Here is a 26327-nt window from a genome sequence, read left to right on the forward strand (position 1 = left end):
TGATACTACATTTTGAAAATTACAGCGTATATCACTTACTTCTCAGAAACTGGCTTAAATCTGGCCATGAAATGGCGTAATACCGGTGGTTCATAAGTAAAAGTTAATCCCCGGATATCGGTCGCTCGCTGTTTTAACTCAATAAAAGCCTCTACGATATAATCCATATGATCATTGGTATAAACACGGCGAGGAATAGCCAATCTCATCAATTCCATCGGTGATTCTTTTTGTTTACCTGTCTGCGGGTCACGCCCCAATAATAAAGAGCCAATTTCCACACTTCTGATACCTGCTGCCAAATATAATTCATTATTCAACGCTTGAGCTGGAAATTGCCCACTCGGAATATGGGGTAAAAACCGTTTTGCATCGACAAAGACTGCGTGCCCTCCAACCGGATATTGAATAGGGATCCCCGCTTTTCTTAATTGCTCCCCCAAATAAGTCACCTGACCAATGCGATAAGATAGAAAATTCTCATTCATCCCCTCTTCAAGACCAATTGCCATCGCTTCCATATCACGCCCGGCAAGCCCGCCATAAGTCACGAACCCTTCACTCGGAATACAATTAACACTCACTTCATTAAATAACAACTCATCATCACGAACAGCGTAAAAACCTCCGATATTTACCATTGGATCTTTTTTCGCTGACATAGTCAGCATATCGCCATATTGATACATCTCTTTAACGATCTCTTTGACTGATTTATTTTCGTAACCTTTTTCCCTCTGTTTAATAAACCAGGCATTCTCACAAAAACGTGCTGAATCAATCACAACTGGGATATCATACTGTTTCGCGATCTCATACACTGTTTTCATATTGGCAAGAGAAACGGGCTGCCCTCCTGTGCTATTGCAAGTAATCGTTGTTATGATAGCGACAATATTATCCTTGCCATATTCTTCGATGGTTTGTTTTAGTAGTTCAATATCAAAATTACCTTTCCAGTCATAATAATTTTCCGTATCAAAGGCTTTATTTGTAACAACATTGATCCCCTTAGCGTGATTTAATTCCACATGTGCTATTGTTGTATCGAAATGAAAATTAGAAATAAATACGGGGTTTTTAGCTCCACCTTTTAATTTTTTTCGGGCAATCAAAGCAGGAAATAAAATCTGCTCTGCTCCACGCCCTTGGTGAGTAGGAACAGTATAGTTATAACCGATCAACTCTTTGACTTTATCGACTAAATGATAATAGTTGCGAGACCCTGCATAAGCTTCATCTCCCATCATCACACCAGCCCACTGTTGATTACTCATGGAACCTGTTCCAGAATCAGTCAGTAAATCAATATAAACCCTATCAGAAGGCAGCATAAATGGATTATATCCCGCAGCTTCCAATGCAGCCTCACGCTCTGCACGAGTTGTGGTATAAATATTTTCTACCATTTTAATGCGAAAGGGCTCTGGAATACGCTTCATCTTAATGTACCTAATTAAAAAGAAAAACAATAATGAACCGCATTGCATAATGAACAAAATACTTACTATTTCTCAGTGAAAATGCACAAGTCTTTTTGCTTATAAATGCAAAGTTTTAAAAATAATTTTTAGCAAAAAGTAATTTAAAGACAGGCAGGGAGAGGTTGCAATATTCGATAACCAATATTGGACTGTATTTTGGAAAAAAACTTATATAACATCAACCATAATTTCATACATTGACCTTATATTACATGAGTGTTTTCAGCATGAGCTTATACAACAAAAAAGTATTTATGTCTATAATTATTTAACATAAACACGACAGCAGAATGAATATTTACAAATTAACAACAAAAAAATTGAATTAAATATACCGAATCACAGATGGTAATAGAATTTAATCCCCAAATTGCCTGCACGTATAATTGTCTTAAGAACTATTTGTTACAATTTCTGACAGAAAATGGTTTATATAGTGCTATATTTATTTTAGCCTCAATGTATCTGCAAATACGGGTGTCAGCATTGCTGACACCCGCTTATAGATATACCTCTCGTCTTTCACCACAGGTCGGCCACCGTGATGCAGCTTGAAATTTATTGAGTATAGTTTGGAAAGTCAGGCCGCCAATTCCCGCGCTCGCTCCTCTATCCAATCAATAACTTCATCACTGGAAAACAAGTAGAAATGCTCACCTGCAAAAACTTTTTGTGTCACGGGCGTGGTAAATATTTCTCGCCATTGTGCCAACCAAGGGACAGGCACGTGCTCATCATGATCCGCACCAATCACATAAGCCTGACAATTTATCACCGGTTTCGGCAACCGGGATAAAGAAGCCAGCAGACGGAGATCACTTCGCATGGCATTAACCACATATTTTCGCAATTCAGGGTGTGTGAAAACATCCTGCGGCGTCTCTTCAAATGCTTCCAGCAAGCCTATTATTTCTGCTTCTGATAATGTCTCATTTCGTAAATCATCCGGAGCGGACGTTCCCCGCGCAGAAAGCACAAGGCCCAATTTCTTTTCCGGTGCCTCACTTTTTAATCTTCGGGCTACATGGTAAGCAAGCTCTGCTCCCAGGCTATGACCAAACAACAGTAAGGGCTTATCTTCTCCCAGTTTCAACCGTTTGATCGAAGCCAGAAGATCGGATATTACCGTTTCAGCATCCGTCTGAAATGGCTGCATGAAACGCGACCCCCTGCCTGCCAGTTCCATACAGTAAGTTTCTATAAATCCAGATAGCTTCTGAGAAAGTTGCAAATAAGAGTAACTGGAGCCACCAGCATGATGTAAAAACACAAGTTGAACTTTCGCTTCTGCTCTTTTGAACGCAGGATACAGGATTGAATCAGTCAAAATTAAGGCCTTTAGTTAATCTGATTATTCGTTAAGTGCGTCATAAAATGATCGGAATTACCGGTAATTGGGTTAATACGATCTATCTTTTTCTCCGGCGCACTGTCCAGAGCGGTAACAATTTTCTGTAATATCATTTGGAAAATATCACTGACACGTTCAAGATTAACCCCCTGTTCCGCCTGTATGTGGATCGCAAAGTCTTTGCCAATATCTTCAATACTGATGTAAATCGGATGTTTCACAATACAAGCGCGACTGAAAGGCCCGACATCACCAGAAGGCGTTACTGCCAATAGTGGCTCTGCCGGAAAGATGCTACGTATTTCACTATGATAATAATTCAATAATGAAGTAAATAATGGTGCAGTTCCCGACAATTGTGATAATTGCTGTTGTAACGATTGCAGGGTCAGTGCCTGCGATACCTTCTGATGTTTGACCAACTGTGCCAGATTGTCTTGAACAAGCCAGAGGCACTCAAGCACAGGCAAATTATCCAGACGCATATACATTGGCACTATGTGAATAAATTGGTGAATAAATTGCTCTGCCTCATTCTCAGTATCCGCGCCTGCAAACATATGCCTCGATAAAACCGTGCCAAAAACAGCGTCATTATGCCCAACCAGACAACCCACTGTTTTGCCCCAAACCAAGTGAAAAATAGCAGCAACACTGACAGCATGTACCTTAGCTTGTTGGCGTATTTGATGACACAAATTCTCCGGTAACTGCCACCACGCCTGGGCTGTCACGGTATCGATACCTAAATAGGTTTCCACATCAAATGGCGTTGAAGACGGTTTATCATCTTTTAACAAAGATGCCGTCATCTTGGGGCATTTCATCCCATCGGAGCCGATATCTGTTGAGTTGCAAGCCTGCAAATGAATGGCTAATTCGGACAATACAGGATGTTGATACAGCATATGTACTTCCACCATCAATCCGCGACGACGTAATTCCTGTACCATTTTTATAGCTGACAGTGAATTACCACCTAAATTGAAGAATTGAGCATGTCTGCTGACTTTTTTAACCCCGAACAATTCACTCCATATTTCAGCCAGTGTTTTTTCGATCCCCTCTTTTGCCAGAGCGGCATCCTGTTGTTTAAGTTTTCCAATAGCAATAACCGGAAAAGCCTTGCGATCGAGTTTGCCACTGGCAGATAAAGGAAAATGATTGACAATAACAATGGCTGCCGGCCGCATATAATCAGGCGCCACTTTTTTCATGAATTGCTGAATGCTCTCTTTCACACTGCTCTGTGAATGATGCTGCAAAGCACGTTCTGAAATAATCACAAAAGCAATTAACCGGTTGTCTTCTGAACTTTCACTTTGTTCCCGCGCTGTTTGTATCAACACAACAGCATCACGCACTGCCGGGTGTTTCATCAACAGCACTTCAACTTCACCCAATTCAACGCGATAACCCCGTACTTTGACCTGAAAATCCATTCGGCCAAGAATGTCCAGCAAACCATCCTTGCGCCATTTTGCTAAATCACCGGTGCGATACATTCGTTTGGAAGGCATACTATTTACTGCAATATTGACAAACTTAGCCGCAGTTTCTTCCGGCCGCTGATGATAACCCTCGGCCAGTTGTGCCCCCGCAATACACAGCTCACCCGGTGTTTCATCCTTAATAACACAGTTATTGGTATCCAGCAGATAGATTTCAATATTGTCAATCGGTGCGCCAATAGGAGGCAGAACCGGCCATTCTTCTGCTTTGCCTTCCAAAGTGTAAGCCGTCACAACATGAGCTTCTGATGGGCCATAGTGGTTATGCAGGTGGCAATGGGGCAATGCCTGAAAAAATTGCCTGATAGCAGTGGTAATAACCAATTGTTCCCCCGCCGTGATCACATCAATCAGGCTCTCTGGATAACATTCCTGTGCAATCGCCGCCATTGCCAAACCATTTAATGCGACATAAGGCAAAAATATTCGTTCAATCTGCTGTTCTGCAATAAACGTGACCAGAGCCAATTGATCCAATCGTAAATGATTGGAGATCAACACTAACTCACCACCACTGGATAAAGTTGAAAATATTTCCTGAAATGAGACATCAAAACTTAGTGGAGAAAACTGCAACGTTTTCTTACCAAAATAATCGCCTTGCTGATGAATTTGCCAGGCTAACATATTCACCAACGACTGATGAGGCATACAAACCCCTTTAGGCTTTCCTGTCGAACCTGAGGTATAAATTAAATAGGCAAGATCTTGAGGGGAGCAAGCTACTGCCAGGTTTTCTATATCACAACTATCGCTATTGGTATTCTCTTTATTATTACTATCGGAAAAATCATACTGAGCTAAATCAATACGTGCGATAGTCTCAGGAAATGATAATTCAATATCACCACGGGAAATAACAACTGAGACATTAGAATCGGTTAAAATGTAAGATTGACGCTCAATAGGATAACTCAGATCAATCGGGACATAAGCAGCTCCGGCTTTTAAAACACCAATAACCGCAACAATCGCATCAATGCTACGTTCAAGACAAATACCTACCGGAGAAATTTTTTCACCATCATGATGGTGGTGCCGACGGATATAATGGGCCAATCTGTTTGCTCTACGATTTAATTCATCATAAGACAATGAGTGCTCACCAAATTTTATGGCAATAACATCCGGTGTTTTCGCTACCTGCTGCTCAAATAGTTCATGCACACAACAAAATACGGAATGATTTGAATGACGCTCTGACAACGACTCAACTCGCATAATTATCTTCCTTTTATTCCATAAATTGACTGTCATTCATGGTAATCAGCACATTATTCTGCGCAAATGTATGTCCTTCATTTTTTAGTTACCTCTTTGTTCACTGTAAATAGGTTAAATACGAATAGATTAGCTGTGAATAGAAATCAATTTACTCCGGATAATATCAACATTGATGAAACGGGTATAGATTAATAATATCGAAAACATCTTTCTATAATAGAAAATATTATTTTCATAACTCTTTTTTTCATAATCATTGTCAGACTAGCATATCTTATTATGCAAATATCATGTTATATAATAGGAATAATAGAAATGATGGAAACAAAATTAAACGATGTGTTAAAATATTAAACAAATAAAATTATATCCAACCTGTCAGCGGTGATTTTTTCAACACATTACTGTCAGAGCTCAACATTATACTATTATCCTATCGTTATCCTATTATTACTTTATTATCGCCTTAGATACTATCAATGTCGGACAGTGCCTGTTTTTGCTGCTGGATCTCCTGCGCTGCATAGTGAACTAATGCCAAACAAGTTTCATCTATAACCCACTCTTTAGGTTCATCAAATGAATGAAGGAAAAAAACAGATGAAACTGGAAAATTTATTTGAATACATTCTCATAAATTTCCCAGCCAATCATATTTTCAATTAGTTAATCGAATTTATTGGAAATCACAAAGAAAATCAGACAATATCAGATTAAACCTAGCTGGTGCTTCCCAAAACGGTGCATGATCCACACCGACCAAACTCATAATTTGATCTTGCCAAAGATTTTGATAATGCAAACTTTCAATATATTCGGCATTGATAAAAGGATCACCTGCCCCATTCACGATAGCCAAAGGTATTTTACTTGTTTCGGCCAATAACTTTTGATCTGTCGCCTGTGGGGAAGTAAAAGCTTCAAACATATACTGGCGTGACAAACCATCTGTTCTTGCTACTGCTTCAAAGATAAACGGTTCATGGGGAGCGTTAACACCGACTGTTTGATAAGCATAATTCTTCACATCCTCTTCAGTAAAATCAGCTTTCCCGGCAAGCCCCATATGCTCACTTTGACGAAAACCAAGTGCGACATTCTCTTTACCAGCAGCCACAGGGGGTGTACCACAAATCATCAGCCCAATCATTTTGGGGTACAGTGCCAGCATTTCCAGACCGATATGCCCCCCTAATGACCAGCCAAAAACAACCACTCTGTTAATTCCAATCTTGTTCAGGACTTCAATAACGGTACGGGCATAACCCGGCATTGAATATGTCTGACGTGGATCATTGGCATTAGAAGATGCACCATGCCCCGGTAAATCAAGCGCTAAAACCCGATAGTCCTTTTTAAGATACTCAATCTGATGGCGAAATATCTCTTTACTACTTGAATTACCATGTATTAAAAGAACCGGAAGCCGATTACCGCCAGTATCTAATACTGAAATACGAGCATAAAGGGTAGATATATCATAGTAATGAATATTAGTGTGTGCAGCCGCCATGATTCTATCTCCTAATGAATGAATTGAAGAGTAATTTTTCTGCTGAAAAATACAGTAAATTATTGCATTTTACCTTGATATCTTTATGTCTTACAGACTAATAGCATGACACTACGGTATTTTTTGTCCCCTCTCAATTATTAACATTCACATACATCTGATTTTTTCCCTCAATAATTCTTAAATAAATAACAACTTTAGGAATTCATTACCATTATTTTTGAACTTTCCTGATTGATTCTTTCAATAACTTCCGTGTTCCAATATGAAATGTTTTTACTATGAAAAAGAGTAATTAACGATGAAATTAATGATGTTGAATAAAGACATGATATGGTTCAAACTTCTACAAAAATAAATGAATAAACTATTAATTTTATGATTGTGATATCAATCTCTATTCTCTATATTTCAAATACCTTATTACCTATTAAGAATATCTCGTGTTATCAGGCAGTATCCTGCTAAATGAAAAATATGCAAGTTAGTGTGTACTTTAACTATAAATTACACAACTTCTTTATAGACTTAAAAAAATCATATTAATCAATAAGCCAACTTCATAAAATGATGCTGGCTTATTTCTAAAAAATTATCATCAGAAAGGTTTAGTAGGTAAGTATTTACCATCTAAAGTTATTACTGCCCGACTTCCGCCTTCTGGATCTTCGACTTTCTTAATATCTAACCTAAAGTCAATTGCGCTAATAATACCATCACCAAATTGTTCATGTATTAATGCTTTTAATGTTGTTCCATATACTTGCAACATTTCATAGAAACGATAAATCGTTGGATCAGTTGGTACTCCTGTTGGAATGGAACCTCGCATAGGGACAGCCTGTAGAAGCTTTACCGCATCATCTGTAAGACCCAATTGCTCAACAACCTTCTTTGCTGCCTCTATAGGCAACGGATGTTGTCCAAGTAAAGCCGCCGTCACAAAAGCAACATTCATTCCTGTACCATTTGCAATCTCTTCCCATGAAAGATTTTTAGCAAGTTTAGCTGCAATAATGCTTTCAGTCAGTTCCAAGCGAGATGTTTGAGTCGCTAATACTTGTAACATATTACTTTCCTGTATGACACATTTTGACACTATAATGTAACTGTTTATCTATAATGTCTAAGTATCATTTTTACGAATATTATTAATTTTTTTGAATAGTTGGCGTTTATGTATACTCGTAATATACCTATCTCATTTGAAGATGCAGGTTTCAAAATCTGAAATTTATCAGTAAACCGAGAAGCAAGTTCTATTCATTCATAATTTCTTTGTTTTCTGTGTTCGGTGCGCTATCCAATATATGGAGTGTTGTCCGGCTGGTTTTATCATCCCTTTTATTTTGGTATACAACCCCACATTATTGATGCAAGGCAGTGACTTGAATGTGCTGTCCATTCTTTACATGATAATGACGGCATTAATTGGTATTTACTCTCTTTCTATCGCAACCTCCAACTCCTGTATGATTAAGCCCCACCGGACAATAGCAGCAAGCATGACTTTGGAGCCAATTGAGAAAAAACAATTAAAGAGGCAAAGTAAAAATGTATGACGTGATTATTATTGGTGCAGGATTAGTCGGGCTTGGTACTGCCAATGCCCTGCAAGAACATCATCCACACTTACGCCTGCTAGTATTGGATAAAGAAAAGAATGTGGCTGCTCATCAGAGTGGTCATAACAGCAATGTTGTCCATTCTGGTATTTACTACCCCCCCGACAGTCTGAAAGCGCGTCTGGCGAAAAAAGGCAATCAAACGATATATCAGTTTTGCCAAGAACATGGCTTATATTACGACCGCTGCGGCAAAGTTATTGTTGCAACTCAATTAAAAGAACTCCTTTTATTGGAAAATATTTATCAACGCGGTTTACAAAATGATCTTAATGTCAGTCGGTTATCACAAGCTGCTTTGAAAGAACGTGAGCCTTATGTCAACGGCCTGGAAGCCATTCTGGTTCAGGATACAGGGATCGTGAATTATCAGGAAATTGCAGCAAAACTGGCCGAGATCATACAAACCAGAGGCGGAGATATTCACTGTCAACAACAGGTAAAAGCTATCCGTGAACATAGTGGTTATGTTGAGGTACAGACTCAACAATGCGGTTATCAGGCCAAATGGCTGTTGAACTGTGCCGGACTACATAGCGACAGGATTGCTGAGCTGGCGGGCTATGATACTGGTATGAAGATTGTACCATTCCGTGGTGAATATTATGTCTTGGATAGCAGTAAAAACTATTTGGTTAATCACTTGATTTACCCTGTCCCCAACCCTGATTTTCCGTTTTTAGGTGTTCATTTCACACGTATGCACAATGGCAAACGGGATGTTGGCCCTAATGCAGTATTGGCATTTAAGCGTGAAGGCTATCATAAAACAGATTTCAGCCTGCGGGATCTGACGGAAATACTGACTTACAAAGGATTCTGGAAAATTGCCACACGCTACTTTGGTGAAGGCCTGGCAGAAATACGCCGTTCCTATTCACGCCAGCACTTTACTGACAATGCCCGCCAGCTCATTCCTGATTTACAGCCCGAAGATATCATACCGGGGCCAGCGGGTGTTCGTGCCCAGGCATTAACAGTTGATGGCAAACTGGTGGATGATTTTCACTTTGTGAAGGGCCATCGCTCACTGCACGTTTGCAATGCTCCCTCGCCTGCCGCTACGGCATCGTTTGAAATTGGCAGAGAAATTGTAAGACAATATTTTGAAACAATTTAAGCGCTGAGTTGTTCAGAAGTAAGCGCACGGTAAACTCACCATGCGCTTACCGAAGTAGTCATAACGCCCCTAAAATAACTAAATTTGTTTTTTAGGCATATCATTTTCATCAAGGTTTATGAAAATAATTTATCTGAAAGGCTATTAAGAAAATAAATATTATAGAGATTAAATAAAATCAAACCTTGATAAATAAAAATGCGCTTATTTATTAATTTTCACACTTCTAAATTTAAACAAATCTTTTTTAAAACCATGTCTCAATATAAGAGTTATTCACCACCTTGACACATAATTTCTTCTCCTTATTCTAGTTTGACATTGTTGGAATAAACGTAAGGAGAATATCTATTATGTCTAAAAATAAGCTCGCCAATGGCGCTATATTTTACACCCAAAAAAATTACACGGGTTGTTCCTATCAATATCCAGAAAATAGTACAGAAGTAAATTTAATAGGCACCCCACTCAATGATCAGTTTCTTTCTGTCGAAGTTGGCCTGGAGTCAATAGTTTTTGCCTGGCGGCATGGCAGTGATAGTCAAGCAGGACAAATTTATCGCGAATGGGATTCAAGTCAGGCTGATATTAGTGATATTCAAGGCTTGTCAAAATTTATTGTATCTCCGTCAAACCGTGATTTGCTGGCAATAAAATTGATTAACGAATCAGGAATAGATCAGGTATTTAGGGCAAATATCCAAACTTATACCATTCCTGATGCTGTAAACTGTTATTCAAATGGCGACTATGAAGTCGTTGGCCTAATACCAAAAGATGGGCAACTATATGTTACCTCTGTCGCCGTATTTAATGATCAAAATATCGTGGTAACTAATGGTGCTGTTTATTTTAAATATAATGGCACTGACCTTGATATTGTTACTTATGATACAATACCTCCCTATATGCGGTTTGAAAAAGCCAGCAGTTATCATTTTAATTTCTATTTAGAAGAGTTTCCTCACAACAAATAAAGTGAAAACAATTTTGTCTAGTGGGTAATTTTAATATAGCCCCTGAAAAGGGGCTTATTAATAATGACTTCAGTTCAAATTAATATTGCCAAACTAGCTTTAATGATAAATTCATTAATATTTACTATTCGGGTATAAATCCACCCACAATAACTGGCTATCAGCAACTAACGGTTTAATCGCCCCTTCCCGTATATCCTCTGGCAACCACCATGCACCTTGCCCAAAAGCAAGCTGAACAGAATTTGTGCCGATCATTTCCCAACGCCCTTTCAGAACATACAGCACTCCGCTGTGAGATGTCGGTAAGCGGCGTTCAGCAGTCACCACAGAAATTTCAGAAACCCAGGAAGAACGGCGGATCAGGATATTGAAGCATTGAACAGATCCATCCAACAGTTCAACATGCCCCCGAATATCACCGGAAAAATGGAAAGGGGTCATTTTTTTCACCAGCTCATGTTCCAGAAAACCCGGACTGGTTAAACGGATGCCTTTTCCCTTCAATAATACGATGGAGCGATCAATATCAGGAAATTGCCCCAGTGCCCCATTTTGATGAATAGATGTGAAGCAAGCACGCCAAGCGAAATCATCAGCAACCGGCCAGCAAACAATATCCCTTACTTCCCCGATCCCTCCAGCCCATTGTTCTCTTGGTAACGTTGCATAATCGAAACATTTCATTCTCATGCTCTCCTTTCACTACTCTTACTGTTCTACTTACACCTGAAGAGGCAATAAATGTCCAATTGTAAACTTCGCAAATAATTTTTCCTGCCGCAACCAAGAAACAATTAAAATGTGATTAATTACCCGTATTCCTTTAATAACATACGACACAAACTTCCCAATGTTTTCATGGCTGCCGCCTGAGTTTCATTCCATGCAAATGAGGTATTCAACCGGAAAGCGTGATCAAACTGAGAGCTGGTGGAAAACATGCTGCCGGGCGCAATACTGATGCCTTTAGCCAGCGCCAGTTGATATAACCGATTAGCATTGAAAGGCGGTTCGAATTCCAGCCAGATAAAATAACCACCACGCGTGCTGTTAACTTTGACCGACTGTGGGAAATATCCACTGACTGCCCGCAGCATTTGAAGTTGCCTTTGCTCCAATTGACGCCGCAACCGCCGTATATGGGTATCATATCCTCCCTGAGTCAGGTATTCCGCAATCGCCAACTGTGTGGGGATACTGGCTGAAACGGTGCTCATCATCTGCAATTGTTGGATCTTTATCGCATGTTTTCCCGCAGCTACCCATCCGACGCGATATCCGGGAGCAAGACATTTTGAAAAGGATGCACAGTGCATGAAATTATTTTCCTTGTCCCATGCTTTAATTGGCATCGGCGGGTCCTGATCAAAATAGAGTTCGCCATAAACATCATCTTCAATCAGGATAATGCCGCTTCGGTTCAGAATTTCAACTAACCGCTGTTTATTTTCTGTCGGCATACTGACACACAATGGGTTCTGAAATCGGGACATCAGCCAGCAAGCTTTTATTTCATATTTACCAACAACTTCTTCCAGTACATCCAAATCAATACCTGTTTTTGGATCCGTTTTTATGGCAATGGCTTTCAAACGTAAACGCTCTATAGCCTGTAATGCGCCATAAAAAGCCGGTGACTCAATCACGACCCAATCTCCGGGGGAAGTTGCTGACTGTAAGCTGAAACTCAACGATTCCATTGCGCCTGCTGTGATCACAATTTCATCAGGAGAAACATGGATACCTTGTGCGGCATAACGACGGGATATATTACGCCTCAATCGTTCATTTCCCGGAGGTAAATTAGCCAATGAACTGTGGGGAACAAAGCGACGAGCGACTGACGCCAGTGTTTTGGCTAATCTGGGTTCTACTAATAAGGAAGGATCAGGAAATGCGGAACCAAAAGGAACGATTTGTGGATCTTTACACGCTTGTAAGACATCAAAAATTGAGGCACTAATCTCCACATTTTCACTCAGATTCAGTTTCTTTCCCCCTTTTACCGCTGCAAAGGGTTTTATCCGCGGGGCAACATAATAGCCTGATTGCGGACGTGCCACGATCCAGCCCTGACTTTCCAATAATTGATAGGCTTGCAGCACCGTCATCAAACTTAATCCCGACGATTTCACCGATTCCCGCAGTGATGGCAACCTGTCCCCCACTTGCCAAATGTCATCCTCTATCTGTTGACGGATTGTTACTGCCAGTTGTTCGTAGCGCGTCATATGCAGGCCTTTGGTTAAACTGCTATACCCGTCATCTTCTCAATTGCAGTTTTTTTAGCTGCATTCTGAAAAACCATCGGGTATATATCCAGGATATTAATAATCTTTCACTATTATATCCGAATACCTACATTTTATTTGCCTGCCCCTTCTCACTTTGCTGGCCAGTTTAAGTCACGGGTATCTATTCAAGATAACAGTGAACCAAATCCCGGAGCGAATGTGCTTAGCCCAAGCTGTTTCAGTATCATATAAGTCGTTGCCACAGAGGCGGAGATAACAGGTACTCCCACACGCGCCTCGATCAAAGGTACTGATGCCAATGAAGGCATTTGTACGCAGGCAGAAGCAACAATAACATCGACATTACTGTTCAAGCGCTTAGTAATTTCTACTGGTGCAAGAGGATCTTGTCGCCCGACAGCGAGGTTATCCGCGATTTCCAACGAGATGCTATCAATGACTTCAATGCCCTCATTTTCGATGTAATCAATCACTAATTGAGTCAATGGCTTCATATAAGGTGTCAATATAGAGATCCGTTTCGCTGCCAAAACGTGAAGCCCGTTCACCAATGCTCCTGCGCTTGTGACAACCGGAGCCGGATAACCATTTTCCAGTGTCCGTAAATGAAGACATTTTTCCGAAATTCGATGGTATCCTTTCCCCATGCTCATAATGGCTACCAGACAGGCATATCCCACGATATCCACTGACGCATCCGACAACTCCAATGCACAGCGATCACTCTCTGCATCCATTAATGCCAGTTCATCTTTTCTGACCGTTTTCATTCTCATGCGGCTGGAATGAAAGGTAAAACGTTCAGGGGTGATCATTTCTCGCGTGCGCAGAATAGCGGGAATTTCCGTTTCCATAGTGGTATTTGACGAAGGCACAATCAGCCCGACCCGGAAGTTACGCTGTTCACTCATAAGCGATCCTCTTGTGTGGGATTAACCCAATCAGCACACAGATTAGAATCTGCCTGATCCCATGAATCAATAAACTGGATCGCATGCGTAGCACGGCGATTCACTTTCAAATCAAAAATATCAAAACGGTTGTAATGCCCTGTTATGTCGTGCATCTGGCGGGGTTGAATACAACGGTTCAGATCAATTTCCGCATAGACAATTCCTTCTTTATCAATCAGAGGATGCCCCATCACACGCCCATCCGGCCCGATAATTCCCGTAAACGCACTATTAGGACGTGCCAGCAATTGTTCAGCTTCGGGATGGCTGGCTGTCATAGCCTGTGCGATTTCCGGGGAAATAGTGGAACAAGAAACGAGGGTAAAAACTTTACCTTCAAAGCAATGCGCAGCCGCACGTAAACGGATCGCCTCAGCCATATCATAATCTGCTGGTGCAACAGGCAGGGAGATATAACTGGCAACATGTACCAGCTCTCCCTGAGATAACAAAGCAAAACGTGCCAACGGATTGGTATTCTCACCACAGGCCAGCACTCCCAGTGGGCCAATACTCGTATCATGCACTTTTAATGAAGAAGCATCACCATTCGCCCATGTCAGTTTTTCAGCCCACGTCGGGATCAGTTTACGATGGCGCCCCAAAATACACCCGTCATCAGAAATAGTCACCAGCGTGTTATAAAGTGTTGCAATACCTGTGGGACTGCGCTCATTCACGCCAATCACGACATTAATATGCTGACGAGCAGCGGCCTGAGCGATTTTATGGATCTCATCTCCCGGCACTTCAATGGCAGATTTGCACAATTTTTCAAACCACGGGCTGCCCTGAACGGGCGTCATTACCCAGTTCCAATAGGGATACCCCGCAATAAATACTTCAGGAAAAGCCACCAGACTGGCACCATTATTTGCCGCCTCCTGGATAAGCTGACAAACGAGATCAACTGTCGCTTCCGTATCCAGAAAGATCGGCGCAGCCTGTACCGTAGCTGCCTTAAATTTAGGAAGATTCAGCATAGCAGGCTCCTGTTTTCTTTCGTCTATCGGAAAAGTTACACAGCAATAACGGGGTGGCGCAAATCACCTATTTTCTCAAGATGTGCTTCAATGACATCCCCCGGCCATAGCCATTCCTGCGGATCGCGCCCTGCCCCAACACCGGATGGCGTTCCTGTCGCAATGATATCTCCCGGCTCCAGTGTAATACCCTTGCTGATATCTGCGATCAAAGCATTAACCTTGAATAACATATGATGAGTATTGGAATCCTGCTTAGTCACTCCATTAACTTTCAGACGCAAAGCAAGATTATGCGGGTCGGGAATGTCATCAGCAGTGACAATGCAAGGGCCAAAAGGTGCATAGGTATCCTGACCTTTAGAGTAGATCCACTGCCCGGCACGGCGACAATCACGAGCGCTCATGTCGATCATCAAACTATAACCAAAGACATATTTCAGTGCGTCAGACTCTGGTACGCCCTTCGCACGCTGCCCGATGATCACGGCTAACTCCACTTCCCAATCTAATTGCCGGGTGATTTCACGATTGTGTTCAATTGCATCCCCCGGACCAATGATTGTGGTTGGCGGCTTAGAAAAAATAATCGGTTCTTTCGGCAGATCTTTTGCTGTATCAAGAGACAGACTGGATTCCTCAACATGTTCAACATAATTCAGGCCAATGCCGAAAATGTTTTTGCGCGGGCGGGGAATGGGAGCCAGAATTTTTACATTCTCCAATGGCCGGGTCACGCCGGTTGGCCATAGACCTTCAAATGAATTTAACAATATAGCTGTACTGTTTACGGCCAATGGCCCTAATTCGATAAAGTCCAGCATGTTATCCGGTAAGACACTTCCGGCATGAGCGGCCAATTTTGCCAAATCCACTACATGATTATTTACAATTGCCCCCAATCGTGCAGCAGCAGTGATTTCGGTACGATAAGTGATTAAACGCATCTTTCTCCTCCTACTCGTTGATGTCCGTCGTTATCGGTCAGGGCTTCTTCATAATACAACTGTAATGCCTGTATCACTGGCAGGTCATTGAAACAGAATAAACAAGCATCTTCCGTTTGTGATGTATTGACATGTTCATGCAGCGCCCATGAAGGAACACAGAAAATATCCCGCGCCTGCCAGTCAAACCGCTGACCATCAATCACAGAGTAGCCCTGTCCTTTCGCTACCTGATAGATAAAACTCCCCGTATGCCTGTGCGCCTTACCAACGAATCCGGGGCGTAATAGCTGCATACTGGCACCAAGAGTTGGCATCACATGACCTCCGGTCAACGGATTAGTGTAGTGCATCAGAATGTCATCAAAGGGTGAACCTTCTGAAACATGGGCATAACGTTGCAGTGCTGCATAGGTTGGCTCCCATTGATATTTGAACAACGGAGAATAAGGTTTATCCCAACCGATATTTTGCGGACGCAAGGCCGGTGCTCCCCAAAGAGCAACAGAGGCATCCACAGGTTCTGTTACCGCCTGACGTAAATCAGGATGTACCTTATAAAAGCCAGCTTCCAGTACATTGACTAACGGAATATCCAGACCGTCCTGCCAGATACATTGTGAACCATCAGGATCAACGCCATGTTCATGCCATGTTCCACCAGGGGTTAAAACAAAATCATTCGCTTCCAGCGGCATTTTATGTCCATTAACAATGGTATAAGCTCCGCGCCCTTCCATAATAAAACGCAGGGCGGAAGAGGAGTGAGCATGAGCTGATGCCGCTTCTCCCGGCCGCATAGTCTGAATCCCGGAATAAAGCAACCCCACGGCACTGGATGAACCCGGATCTCCAGCATTGTTTAGATAGACCACACGACGTCCCGCTTTTTCTGGTGTAACCAAATCAGCAGATTTCAGGACATGTTCACGCAGAACGCTATAACGCCAAAGTACCGGAACCGAAGCGGATTTCGGTTGCCACGGTTCAATTTTATTAGCGATTGTCCAGAGTGCACCTGTTCTGTGTTTCTCCAGTTCTTGGTAATAAGCCAGCAGTTCAGGGTTATCGGCGACATTAGCGCGACCGATAATGTTTTCCCGATATTGATCATGTGATTGAACATTTTCTTGTTGAGACATGGCTATCTCCTGTACGGATGGTAACTGTGATTTGAAAGCTAACCTGAGACCTATTGAATACCTCGCTGTATCTGCATCAATTGGCGTTCCAGTTGCTGTTTGCCATAAAGATAGGGTTTCGGCCAATCGACGTTTGTCCAGCCATATCTGGCACATTCATGTAGCAACCAGGCCGCATCGGATAAAAATGGACGTGATAAAGCACAGAGATCGGCCCGGCCAGAAGCAATAATGCCGTTGATTTGATCAGCGTCTGTAATCGCACCAACCGCGATAACCGGCACATTGCCCTCATTACGAATACGATCAGCCATCGGAGTCTGATACATACGCCCGTACACAGGCCGTTGTTCAGCAGAAACTTCCCCTGTGGAACAATCCACCATATCCACCCCCGCATTGTGGAAGTGCCGGGCAATCAAAACAGCTTCATCAATGCTAGTTCCTCCTTCAACCCAATCGGTGGCAGAAATGCGCACAGATATCGGCAAATCAGCCGGCCAGACATCACGTACCGCGTTAAAAACAGCTAACGGGAAACGAAGTCGATTCTCCAATGTACCGCCATATTCATCATCACGCAGGTTAGTTATCGGTGAAATAAAACTGGAAAGCAGATAACCGTGGGCAGCCTGAATTTCCAACCAGTCAAAGCCCGCATCAATAGCCCGGCGGGTTGCCGCGACAAACTGTGCAATAACCTCACTCATTTGTGCCCTGGTAATAGCGGCCGGAATTTGTGAAATCGCTGATAAATAAGGCACAGCTGATGCCGACACCAGAGGCCAGTTACCTTCCGGCAACGGATGGTCAGACTGTTCCCATCCCCGTTGGGTCGAACCTCGTCGCCCGGCATGTCCCAATTGAATACCTATCAGAGTATCTGTGTTCTGATGGATAAAATGGGTGATCAACTTCCATCCCTGCACTTGTTGATCATTCCACAATCCTGTGCACGCAGGAGTCACACGCGCCTGTGGTGAAATTGCTGTCATTTCGGCGATCACCAACCCCACCCCGCCCAATGCTCTGCTGCCAAGATGGACCTGATGAAATAATCCCGGTATGCCATCCACGGCCTTATACAGTAGAGTAGGAGAAACCACGACGCGATTTTTCAGGGTTACTCCCCGCACCGGATAAGGTGTCAGTATCGGTGGAGTTAAGGGAGACTGTTGGTCAGACTGCTGATTAAACCAACGTTCATAACTTTCCAGCCATGTTTTATCCCTCAATCTCAGGTTTTCATGAGAAATACGTTGTGAACGTGTCAGCAAAGAATACGCAAACTGTTCCGGCGGAAAATCTTCATAGCGCGCTACATTTTCAAACCATTCCGTGGAATTACGTGCCGCATTCTGGATTTTCAACACTTCCACACTGCGTACTTTCTGGTAATGTGACAAGCCCGCAGACAAATCTCCCTGATGTGTTTTCAGACTGTTAGTCAGTTCAATCGCATCTTCTAATGCCAGTTTTGTCCCGGAGCCAATAGAAAAGTGGGCGGTATGGGCAGCATCCCCCATTAACACGATTGGTACATTTTTGCCGTTACTGCCCTCCGGCCTGATCCAGTGCACCCAATGATGACAGATGACACGAGGAAAACGGATCCAAATAGCAGCTCCGCGTAAGTGCGCTGCATTGGATATCAACTCATATCCATCCAGCCACGGGGCAAATATCTTTTCACAGTAGGCAATGCCTTCTTCTTGTGACATTTTATCGATACCTGCGGCTAACCATGCCTCTTCTGTAGTTTCAACGATAAAAGTCGATAATCCTTCCTGAAATTGGTAGGCATGAACCTGAAACCAGCCATGTTCTGTTTCAACAAACAAAAATGTAAAAGCATCAAATATTTTTCGGGTTCCCAACCAGACAAAACGGCAATGGCGTTGATCAATATCAGGTGCAAAAGCCTCAGCATAGCGGGTGCGGATTTGGCTGTTGATCCCATCAGAAGCAATCAGCAAATCGGCATCGTATCTTCGGGCGATTTCCTGTTCGTCCTTAACCTGTACTTCGAACACCAACTCAACCCCCAACTGCTGGCAGCGATCTTGCAGGATATTGAGTAATTTTTTACGGCCAATACCGATAAATCCATGACCGCCGCTACGATTTATCGTTCCCTTGAAATGGATATCAATATTTTCCCAACGGCTGAATTCTGCACCAATGGTACTGGCTGATACCGCATCTGCCGCATTCAGGTTTTCCAATGTTGCATCCGAAAACACCACCCCCCAACCAAAAGTGTCATAGGGACGATTACGCTCGATCACGACAACACGGTTAGCAGGATTTTGTAATTTCATTAGCAAACCGAAATACAAACCCGCTGGCCCGCCGCCAATACATACGATGTTCATATTTTTTTTGTTCATGGTTTCTCTCCCGTTACACCATACCTGCCACGGCGCATAAATTCAGGGATTCAGTTAAGGTATTTAGTTTAGGTTATATATAGTTGAGGCATTGTTTTAATTAAGGCATTGTTTTAATTAAGGTATTGATTTAGTTAATGAGTAATAAAGTTCATCAGGGATCGGGATAGCCTGATGGGTATCCAGTGATGTCGTCACATAAGTCTGAACTGCACTCATCCTTAATTCTCCTTCCTTGCTGATACAGCGCTGGCGAAGTTTCAGTGATTTTTTGCCTATCTGCTCAACATTTAACTCCAGCCAAACCTGATCTCCCATTCTGCTGATCGCTTTAAACTCTGCCTCTAAATGAACAGTTGGCAGACCAAAGCGATGCTTAGCAATGTAATTGGCGTATCCGATTGAAGTTAATTCATCGAACCAGTCTTCGAACAAATTATTGAACATCACAAAATATTGGGGATAAAAAACAATCCCCGCAGGATCACATTCAGAAAATCGAATCTTATGAGGCTGTACAAATCTAAGCAGGCTCATCAGTGACTCCTCCTCAATGTTGTCGTTTTAATACCGTCGTTTTAGTACGTTGTTCTAAAATAGTGGCTTCAAGATGCTGTTGGTACTCACGTAACCGTCTGCCATCTTCATCTGCTAATGCCGCCTCACGCAGTTGTCGCAAGTTGGCCGGAGACAAATGAACGAGATGGCGATCAATAATCCCCATCAGGCTTTGAAAATTACGCAATCCACGGGTATGGGTATCACCGTATCCTTTAATCAACTGCTGGCATAGGGCAATTTCTACAGCCAACGCCGGGTCATGTTTCACTGCAATCACGATCCGCTGCAACCAATTTTCAATCCGTTCGGTTTCATGCTGAAAACGCAGAGTACGCCGGCGAACACGGCGTAAACCCGCCAGCGTATACAGCAACAAAAATCCCCAAATTGAACTGGTGGTAATGACACGCCCACGGCTGAATAGTTTTGTCAGCATCCGGTTTACAAAATGAGGACGGGATAACCAACGGCCAACAGGGGCGGGCAAGGTGTCACAGATCTCTTCCATTCTGGGATGCAGAAATTCATTAATTTCAACAAGCTCTTTACTGTGTGCCCCCACTTCTTTGTAAACCCGCTCAAACCGTCTGGCTCTGATTTTCAGATCTGCCACCCGAATAGTGTCTTCATAAGTCATCCACAGCGCCAGATGACGGGCAGTTTCACACAGTAGTCGCTGATGATGTTTTCCAGTCTGCTCAGTCAGATACTGCAATTTATCAAGATATAAATCGGCATAAGCCGGATCTTGATAATCCACCAAACGCCTGACGGCTTCAGCAGCAATTTCATGGATAGAGGAAGGCAATGTTTTTCGAATACGCAATAAAAAAGCTTTTATGCTCTCGTCATCGGTACGATTATGGTTGAAACGATTACGATTTAAGCGGCCATATTGAGAATGCTCATGATGAGAATGTTGATAGCAAGGCTGGTAGCCGGATTCTTCTGACTGTACCCTGCTCAATCCCAAGCCAAATGCTTGCAGGCTAGGTTTTACCCCCACGCCTCCTTTGATAATCGTTTTTTCAAAATGCATACGGCTGAATGGCAGGAGCCCCGTACCACAGAGTGCCCCAAACAACACAGCACTTATCACACTGCCACTCTTTTCTGCCATCCATGCCATGTCAAAATGGACAAAACGTAACGCAGCCTGTCGTGATTGCTGGATCAGGACATGGCTATCCACACGCCCGTCACCCATTGCTGTTTTCTCCTCCATTGAGAATACTCGGTGAGTTGAAGTGATCAACGTAGTACGATCCGGCGTCACAAAACCGCGCTGGACTGCACGTCCGGCTTCCATTAACTCAGAAGCCAATACAATATCCACATCACCGGGCGTTGGCATTAATGCCAGTACCGGAGCCGGAACATCGGGATCATCTGCTCCGGGGAACAATTCGACATAATATATCGTCGCACCTGTCCGTTGTGCGACACCGGGTACGGATGTTGCCTGAGCAAAATAACCATGCTCTTCACCCAAATTGACGATCCAATCTGCCAGTACACCACCACCCTCACCTCCCATTGCCAAAATCGCAATTTTGATAGGTTGGATTTTCGGTTTCATAATCGGAGACTGAATGGATGATGACATAGACATAATTTCCCCTTAGAGCCTACAGGGTTTAGCTTTTAAACGTCATACCGCTCGCGACGTTTAGCATCACGACGTTGCAAATAACTGATAAATCCTTTACGAATACGATGAAGCAACCGCTCCCGGTAGTTGGGGTTGGTGATGATCCGGGCCTTAAAGAAAGAAGGACACAATACCGCGACATGGGAAACTTCCCCGCACAATCCACAACCCACGCAGCTATTCAATACTGTTGCCACCGGATCGGTACGCAAGGGATCAGGATTTGGCTTAATTGACAGTGAAGGACAACCAGACAAACGGATACAAGAGTGATCTCCCGTACAAGTATCAGGATCAACGCCAAAGCGTTCACGCACTATTCGTTGTCCTGCCGCTATCGTTTCTCTGTTCCTTTTTTTCTCACGGCGCTGTTTATTCAACATACATTCACTCTGTGCGACCACGACTTTCGGCCCCTGTTCACTTGTTGTCAGTGCTTCCCGCAGAGTATGGATCATGGTCTTAAGGTCATAGGTACGTTTGATCGTGCGTATCCACTTCACCCCAACGCCTTTAACCGCTTTTTCGATATCATGACCCGTACTGCGGCTGGCGTTGAAAGCAGTTGAAGATGGAATATCCTGCCCTCCTGTGGCGGAAGTGTAGCTGTTGTCCACAATAATGGTCAGATTGTCACTGCGATTAAAAACACTGTTAGCAATACCACTCGTCAAGCCGTTGTGCCAGAATCCCCCATCTCCCATCACTGAAATCGCTCGCTTATCCACAACTGGTACACTCAATGCTGCTGCGCTCGCTGCACTTAGCCCATATCCCATCGTGGTATTCCCCAAATTGAATGGAGGCAAGATGGCAAACAGGTGGCAACCAATATCCGCACTGACATGATGTTGACCCAATTCCCGCTCTATCAATTTCATAGCGGTAAAGATCGGACGCTCCGGGCAACCCGTACAAAAACCGGGCGGGCGGACATGAACCACATTATTTTCTGTCACTGACGATTTTTTGTCTGATGAGTCTTTATCTGATGAATTCTCAGCGGGCAAAGTCACCGCCGGAATGCGCACCTGACAGGCCGCGACTGACACTTCAGCTTCAACCTTGCCGTAACGTTCAAGAAAAGCACGAACTCCTGCTAACACAGTGGCTGTATCATATTCTCCCGCCATTGGCAGTAAATCTTTACCATGTAACCGAATGGTAATATCACGCTGCCGTAAGATATTGGCGATATTTTGTTCTACAAAATTAGGTTGACCTTCTTCCAATACTAAAATTGCCTGCTTGCCATAACAAAAGCGTTCAAATTCCTCATCGATCAACGGATATGCCACATTCATGACATATAGCGGAATCCGGCTGTTACCGAACACATCCGCCAGCCCTAACAAATTTAGGGCTCTGATCACGGTGTTATAGCTTCCTCCCTGCAAAGCAATGCCTATGTCATCAGCACTTTCAGCAAAAAATTCGTTCAATTCCTTCTGCTGAATAAAGCGCACAGCAGCAGGCCAGCGTTCCTGAATTTTCTCTTTCTCATGTAAGAAGCTGGCAGGAGGCAAAACAATCCGATTGAGCTCACGCGCCGGATTTGTCAGTGCATCTTTTATTTTGAATGCTGATACGCGATTATCTGCGCAAACAAACCGACCGTGCACATGGCAGGCACGGATACGCATCTGCAACATCACTGGTGTATGGCTGGCTTCCGATAACGCAAACCCCATTTTTACTGCCTGCACAATTGAAGGCAGATTGGGACGCGGATCAAGCAACCAGATCTGGGATTTCATCGCAAACGCATGGCTGCGCTCCTGCATGATGGAAGAACCTTCACCATAATCTTCGCCGACAATAATCAGCGCACCGCCTAAAACGCCACCGGATGCCAGATTTGCCAACGCATCTGAGGCAACATTTGTGCCTACAGTCGCCTTAAATGTGACAGCCCCGCGTAATGGATAATTAACAGAAGCCGCTAGTGTGGCAGCGGCCGTTGCTTCACTGGCACTGTTTTCAAAACGAATACCATATTCGGAAAGGATCGCTTGCGCATCAGCCAGGACATCCATCAGATGGGAAATGGGTGCGCCCTGATAACCTGCAACATAAGCAACGCCTGATTCCAACAACGCTTTTGTCACAGCGAGTATGCCTTCCCCTCGGAAAAGTTCCCCCTGACCCAAACGTAATTTTTCCACTTCTTTAACAAATGATCGTTCCGCCATGATCAATCGCCTCGCATTTCTGTATGGGTATTATGTAATGAGAGTATGAATCAACGGTCAATACATGATCTGTCATGTCATTATGATTTACGCAGTGTCTGGATAGAACATGCAGAGAGCGGATAAAAAAACCGCCAAAACAGATATGAATGAGGGTGATTGAAACTTATTACTATCTTAATAATGAGTAAGGTTTCTTATGAATATATTCATAATCATATATCTTCCATTTAAGCAAAATGTGGATACTGCTAGTAGAAAACTGTATAACTTTAATAAATGTTTAAAGAGGTATCTAATAATGATGGGCAATCCGTGGTCTCACTATTATTCTGATCCCAGAAGCTCTGATTCAAGGTACGCAGACCCAAAATATGCAGTACCCAAAATTGAGTCTCACCTCAATTCTCCAGAACATTTACTTTTTTCATCCCATGATCTTGATGAAGTGAAATCAATGGTCGGTCGGGTGATGAAACCCCACCAGCTAAATATACTGGGTAGCAGCCGGAAGCTGGATGCCAGAATGCACTATATCCCGTTTGGGGACTTTTCCATGAGCCGCCTGCGTTACGGGGCTAATGTTGAAATCAATCCGAACGCACTGGAGTCTTTTTTTCTTATTCAGATGCCGTTATCAGGCAGTGCCTGTATTGAAAGCGGTGGTCAGCACCTTGATTCAACACCAAATCTGGCCTCCATCCTCAGCCCGGATCAGCATACCTCCATGCGCTGGAGTGCCGATAATGATCAGTTTATGGTCAGGATCTCCCGCACTTTGCTGGAAAGAACCCTTATTGGACAATTGGGGCATCCTTTGGATCAACCACTGGTATTTGAACTGGGGTTTGAATGGCAACGTTGTCAGGCGTGGCGCTGCCTGATGCTCTATCTGCTTGAATATACGACACAACTACCTGATATTCTGCAATATAAACTTATTACTGGTCAGATTGAGCAATTACTTTCTGTTACCCTGCTGTCCACCCATCAGCATAATTACAGCGGCTCCTCCACGAATCGTCGCTGTTCCATTCGCCCACGACATGTACGAAAAGTGCAGGAATATTTACAGGCTCATGCCCATGAACCTATTACGGTAGAGCAGCTTGCTCAAGTGGCAGGAGTCAGCCTTCGCAGTCTCTATTCTGGTTTCAGGGAATTTTTGGATATCAGCCCGATGCAGTATTTACGCGACTTGCGCATGGAACATGTTCGTACAGAGCTACTGGCAGGAGAAGCAAGCAATGTCACGGGAGTCGCTCTGCGTTGGGGGTTCGCCCATATGGGACGATTCAGTGCAGAATATAAGGCACGCTATGGTGAAACACCGAGTGAAAGTTTAAAGCGTGGTTAAATTTAAGCAATATACCGCCGATTATCTGATTATTAAAAACCAATGCGGCAAAAACAAATATAAGCCGAGATAAAAATTTATACCCTATGGATTTCAAAAAGCAACTTGAAAGACAACGGGTATATAATAAATGATCTTACCTTCATATATTACTTATAATTCATTCACTCTCTTAAATCGGAGAATAATAATTCTATCTAAGTTTTAAACTTTGTTTGGCTACCAACAAAAATAATATTAAAAAATCATTAATAACTTACTAACAAAATAACTTAATAAAATTATTCATCAAAAATAAAAAACAACAATATATACGCATTAAACTTCAAATTGCAATTTACAACACTAGATGAAACCTGATTTCTCCCCGCTTCGCGGGGAGAAATCATACGCATCTTGAAGTTAGATTGGTATAGTAATCAAATCATCAACAGACGGTTATAAATAGCTTTAAATATACCACCTTACCTCTATAAACCATAAAAAATGGCCATAATAAACAAAAAATAATATAGACATCAACTCAAATGAGAATCACTATTGCACTGCAAAGGGTTTTATGACCATAAAGTGACAAATAAAAGCAATGATAATATTACTGAAAACAAACTAAAAAATAAGGCAGGTGATAAGGATGTATACTTGAAAATATCAAAAATAAAAAATCAATCATTACCCAATAAATATTAACTATTTTTCATTAAGGAGAGTGTTGAAAGATTGCGAGATTATCTGTAATAACACTATGATAGATTATGCCAATACCTATTAAACAAAAATAACAATTTAATATTGAAAGATATAAAATCAGATGTATATCACCCTTAATTAAATGAATGCTAAAACATAAATTAATTAAGATCAGGCAAATAATTAAATCTACTCATTTACACCATAAATTACAAATAACTTGTAAACGGAATACATTCGTATAATTTATTATGAGAATATCTGAGAATTCATTGCGTCCGAACTTATATCCCCTCCACCCTTCTCAGGAAGATGTGTTTTACGAACAGGCACTTTATGAAAATAGTCCAATACACAATCTCGGTTGGTATGCTTTTATAGAAAAACAGATTGATATA

Annotated in this window: 18 protein-coding genes; 3 read left to right on the plus strand and 15 right to left on the minus strand. The window is 42.6% G+C overall.

Annotated features, from left to right (window positions below; all coding sequences use genetic code 11):
* Positions 1-35: 35 nt before the first annotated feature.
* From tnaA to cynS, 5 genes are all read right to left on the minus strand, one after another.
* Positions 36-1442 carry a tryptophanase gene (tnaA, locus tag Xind_RS07860; protein WP_047684099.1) on the minus strand — a complete coding sequence of 469 codons (1407 nt, stop codon included), beginning with the start codon at positions 1440-1442 and terminating at the stop codon, positions 36-38.
* A gap of 622 nt (positions 1443-2064) precedes the next feature.
* Positions 2065-2811, minus strand: a complete 747-nt coding sequence (locus tag Xind_RS07865; protein ID WP_187649791.1) for a thioesterase II family protein — start codon at positions 2809-2811, stop codon at positions 2065-2067.
* Between the two features lie 11 nt (positions 2812-2822).
* Positions 2823-5567 carry a non-ribosomal peptide synthetase gene (locus tag Xind_RS07870; RefSeq protein ID WP_052189685.1) on the minus strand — a complete coding sequence of 915 codons (2745 nt, stop codon included), beginning with the start codon at positions 5565-5567 and terminating at the stop codon, positions 2823-2825.
* A 679-nt stretch (positions 5568-6246) separates the two neighbouring features.
* Positions 6247-7083, minus strand: coding sequence for an alpha/beta fold hydrolase (locus Xind_RS07875; protein WP_187649792.1), 837 nt, complete (start codon positions 7081-7083; stop codon positions 6247-6249).
* A 598-nt stretch (positions 7084-7681) separates the two neighbouring features.
* A complete protein-coding gene (gene cynS, locus Xind_RS07880; protein ID WP_187649793.1) occupies positions 7682-8152 on the minus strand; it encodes a cyanase in 471 nt (156 codons plus the stop codon).
* A 485-nt stretch (positions 8153-8637) separates the two neighbouring features.
* Between cynS and lhgO the strand changes: the two genes are divergently transcribed.
* A complete protein-coding gene (lhgO, locus tag Xind_RS07885) occupies positions 8638-9828 on the plus strand; it encodes an L-2-hydroxyglutarate oxidase (RefSeq protein WP_047684107.1) in 1191 nt (396 codons plus the stop codon).
* 353 nt (positions 9829-10181) lie between these two features.
* Complete coding sequence (locus tag Xind_RS07890) at positions 10182-10805, plus strand: beta/gamma crystallin domain-containing protein (RefSeq protein WP_047684110.1); 624 nt, start codon at positions 10182-10184, stop codon at positions 10803-10805.
* A 114-nt stretch (positions 10806-10919) separates the two neighbouring features.
* Here Xind_RS07890 and Xind_RS07895 read toward each other — a convergent pair whose 3' ends face one another.
* From Xind_RS07895 to Xind_RS07940, 10 genes are all read right to left on the minus strand, one after another.
* Positions 10920-11498, minus strand: a complete 579-nt coding sequence (locus Xind_RS07895; protein ID WP_047684112.1) for a HutD/Ves family protein — start codon at positions 11496-11498, stop codon at positions 10920-10922.
* Positions 11499-11617: 119 nt separating this feature from the next.
* Entirely contained in the window at positions 11618-13039 is a 1422-nt protein-coding gene (locus Xind_RS07900) for an aminotransferase-like domain-containing protein (protein WP_047684115.1), read from the minus strand.
* A gap of 188 nt (positions 13040-13227) precedes the next feature.
* Positions 13228-13974 carry a maleate cis-trans isomerase family protein gene (locus tag Xind_RS07905; protein WP_276511065.1) on the minus strand — a complete coding sequence of 249 codons (747 nt, stop codon included), beginning with the start codon at positions 13972-13974 and terminating at the stop codon, positions 13228-13230.
* Positions 13971-14999: a carbon-nitrogen hydrolase family protein gene (locus Xind_RS07910; protein ID WP_187649794.1), complete on the minus strand. Its 1029-nt coding sequence runs from the start codon at positions 14997-14999 to the stop codon at positions 13971-13973. Before Xind_RS07910 ends, Xind_RS07905 begins: the two co-directional genes overlap by 4 nt.
* 35 nt (positions 15000-15034) lie before the next feature.
* Positions 15035-15946 carry a fumarylacetoacetate hydrolase family protein gene (locus tag Xind_RS07915; RefSeq protein WP_187649795.1) on the minus strand — a complete coding sequence of 304 codons (912 nt, stop codon included), beginning with the start codon at positions 15944-15946 and terminating at the stop codon, positions 15035-15037.
* A complete protein-coding gene (locus Xind_RS07920; protein ID WP_047684125.1) occupies positions 15937-17088 on the minus strand; it encodes a cupin domain-containing protein in 1152 nt (383 codons plus the stop codon). The genes Xind_RS07915 and Xind_RS07920 overlap by 10 nt, the downstream gene beginning before the upstream one ends.
* 50 nt (positions 17089-17138) lie before the next feature.
* Positions 17139-19478, minus strand: coding sequence for a bifunctional salicylyl-CoA 5-hydroxylase/oxidoreductase (locus Xind_RS07925; protein ID WP_246432486.1), 2340 nt, complete (start codon positions 19476-19478; stop codon positions 17139-17141).
* A 117-nt stretch (positions 19479-19595) separates the two neighbouring features.
* Positions 19596-20015, minus strand: coding sequence for an acyl-CoA thioesterase (locus tag Xind_RS07930; protein ID WP_047684128.1), 420 nt, complete (start codon positions 20013-20015; stop codon positions 19596-19598).
* Positions 20016-20028: 13 nt separating this feature from the next.
* Positions 20029-21651: an indolepyruvate oxidoreductase subunit beta family protein gene (locus Xind_RS07935; protein ID WP_246432487.1), complete on the minus strand. Its 1623-nt coding sequence runs from the start codon at positions 21649-21651 to the stop codon at positions 20029-20031.
* 32 nt (positions 21652-21683) lie between these two features.
* Positions 21684-23882, minus strand: coding sequence for a thiamine pyrophosphate-dependent enzyme (locus tag Xind_RS07940; protein WP_187649796.1), 2199 nt, complete (start codon positions 23880-23882; stop codon positions 21684-21686).
* Positions 23883-24183: 301 nt separating this feature from the next.
* Between Xind_RS07940 and Xind_RS07945 the strand changes: the two genes are divergently transcribed.
* Positions 24184-25239: an AraC family transcriptional regulator gene (locus Xind_RS07945; RefSeq protein WP_246432488.1), complete on the plus strand. Its 1056-nt coding sequence runs from the start codon at positions 24184-24186 to the stop codon at positions 25237-25239.
* Positions 25240-26327: the final 1088 nt, after the last annotated feature.

The sequence above is a fragment of the Xenorhabdus indica genome, from assembly GCF_014467235.1.
Classification (GTDB): domain Bacteria; phylum Pseudomonadota; class Gammaproteobacteria; order Enterobacterales; family Enterobacteriaceae; genus Xenorhabdus; species Xenorhabdus indica.

Coding starts and splice junctions, on each gene's coding strand:
- tnaA (WP_047684099.1), bottom strand. CDS start 1,442: ATGAAGCGTATTCCAGAGCCCTTTCGCATTAAAATGGTAGAAAATATT.
- Xind_RS07870 (WP_052189685.1), bottom strand. CDS start 5,567: ATGCGAGTTGAGTCGTTGTCAGAGCGTCATTCAAATCATTCCGTATTT.
- Xind_RS07875 (WP_187649792.1), bottom strand. CDS start 7,083: ATGGCGGCTGCACACACTAATATTCATTACTATGATATATCTACCCTT.
- cynS (WP_187649793.1), bottom strand. CDS start 8,152: ATGTTACAAGTATTAGCGACTCAAACATCTCGCTTGGAACTGACTGAA.
- lhgO (WP_047684107.1), top strand. CDS start 8,638: ATGTATGACGTGATTATTATTGGTGCAGGATTAGTCGGGCTTGGTACT.
- Xind_RS07890 (WP_047684110.1), top strand. CDS start 10,182: ATGTCTAAAAATAAGCTCGCCAATGGCGCTATATTTTACACCCAAAAA.
- Xind_RS07895 (WP_047684112.1), bottom strand. CDS start 11,498: ATGAGAATGAAATGTTTCGATTATGCAACGTTACCAAGAGAACAATGG.
- Xind_RS07900 (WP_047684115.1), bottom strand. CDS start 13,039: ATGACGCGCTACGAACAACTGGCAGTAACAATCCGTCAACAGATAGAG.
- Xind_RS07905 (WP_276511065.1), bottom strand. CDS start 13,974: ATGAGTGAACAGCGTAACTTCCGGGTCGGGCTGATTGTGCCTTCGTCA.
- Xind_RS07910 (WP_187649794.1), bottom strand. CDS start 14,999: ATGCTGAATCTTCCTAAATTTAAGGCAGCTACGGTACAGGCTGCGCCG.
- Xind_RS07915 (WP_187649795.1), bottom strand. CDS start 15,946: ATGCGTTTAATCACTTATCGTACCGAAATCACTGCTGCTGCACGATTG.
- Xind_RS07920 (WP_047684125.1), bottom strand. CDS start 17,088: ATGTCTCAACAAGAAAATGTTCAATCACATGATCAATATCGGGAAAAC.
- Xind_RS07925 (WP_246432486.1), bottom strand. CDS start 19,478: ATGAACAAAAAAAATATGAACATCGTATGTATTGGCGGCGGGCCAGCG.
- Xind_RS07930 (WP_047684128.1), bottom strand. CDS start 20,015: ATGAGCCTGCTTAGATTTGTACAGCCTCATAAGATTCGATTTTCTGAA.
- Xind_RS07935 (WP_246432487.1), bottom strand. CDS start 21,651: ATGTCTATGTCATCATCCATTCAGTCTCCGATTATGAAACCGAAAATC.
- Xind_RS07940 (WP_187649796.1), bottom strand. CDS start 23,882: ATGGCGGAACGATCATTTGTTAAAGAAGTGGAAAAATTACGTTTGGGT.
- Xind_RS07945 (WP_246432488.1), top strand. CDS start 24,184: ATGATGGGCAATCCGTGGTCTCACTATTATTCTGATCCCAGAAGCTCT.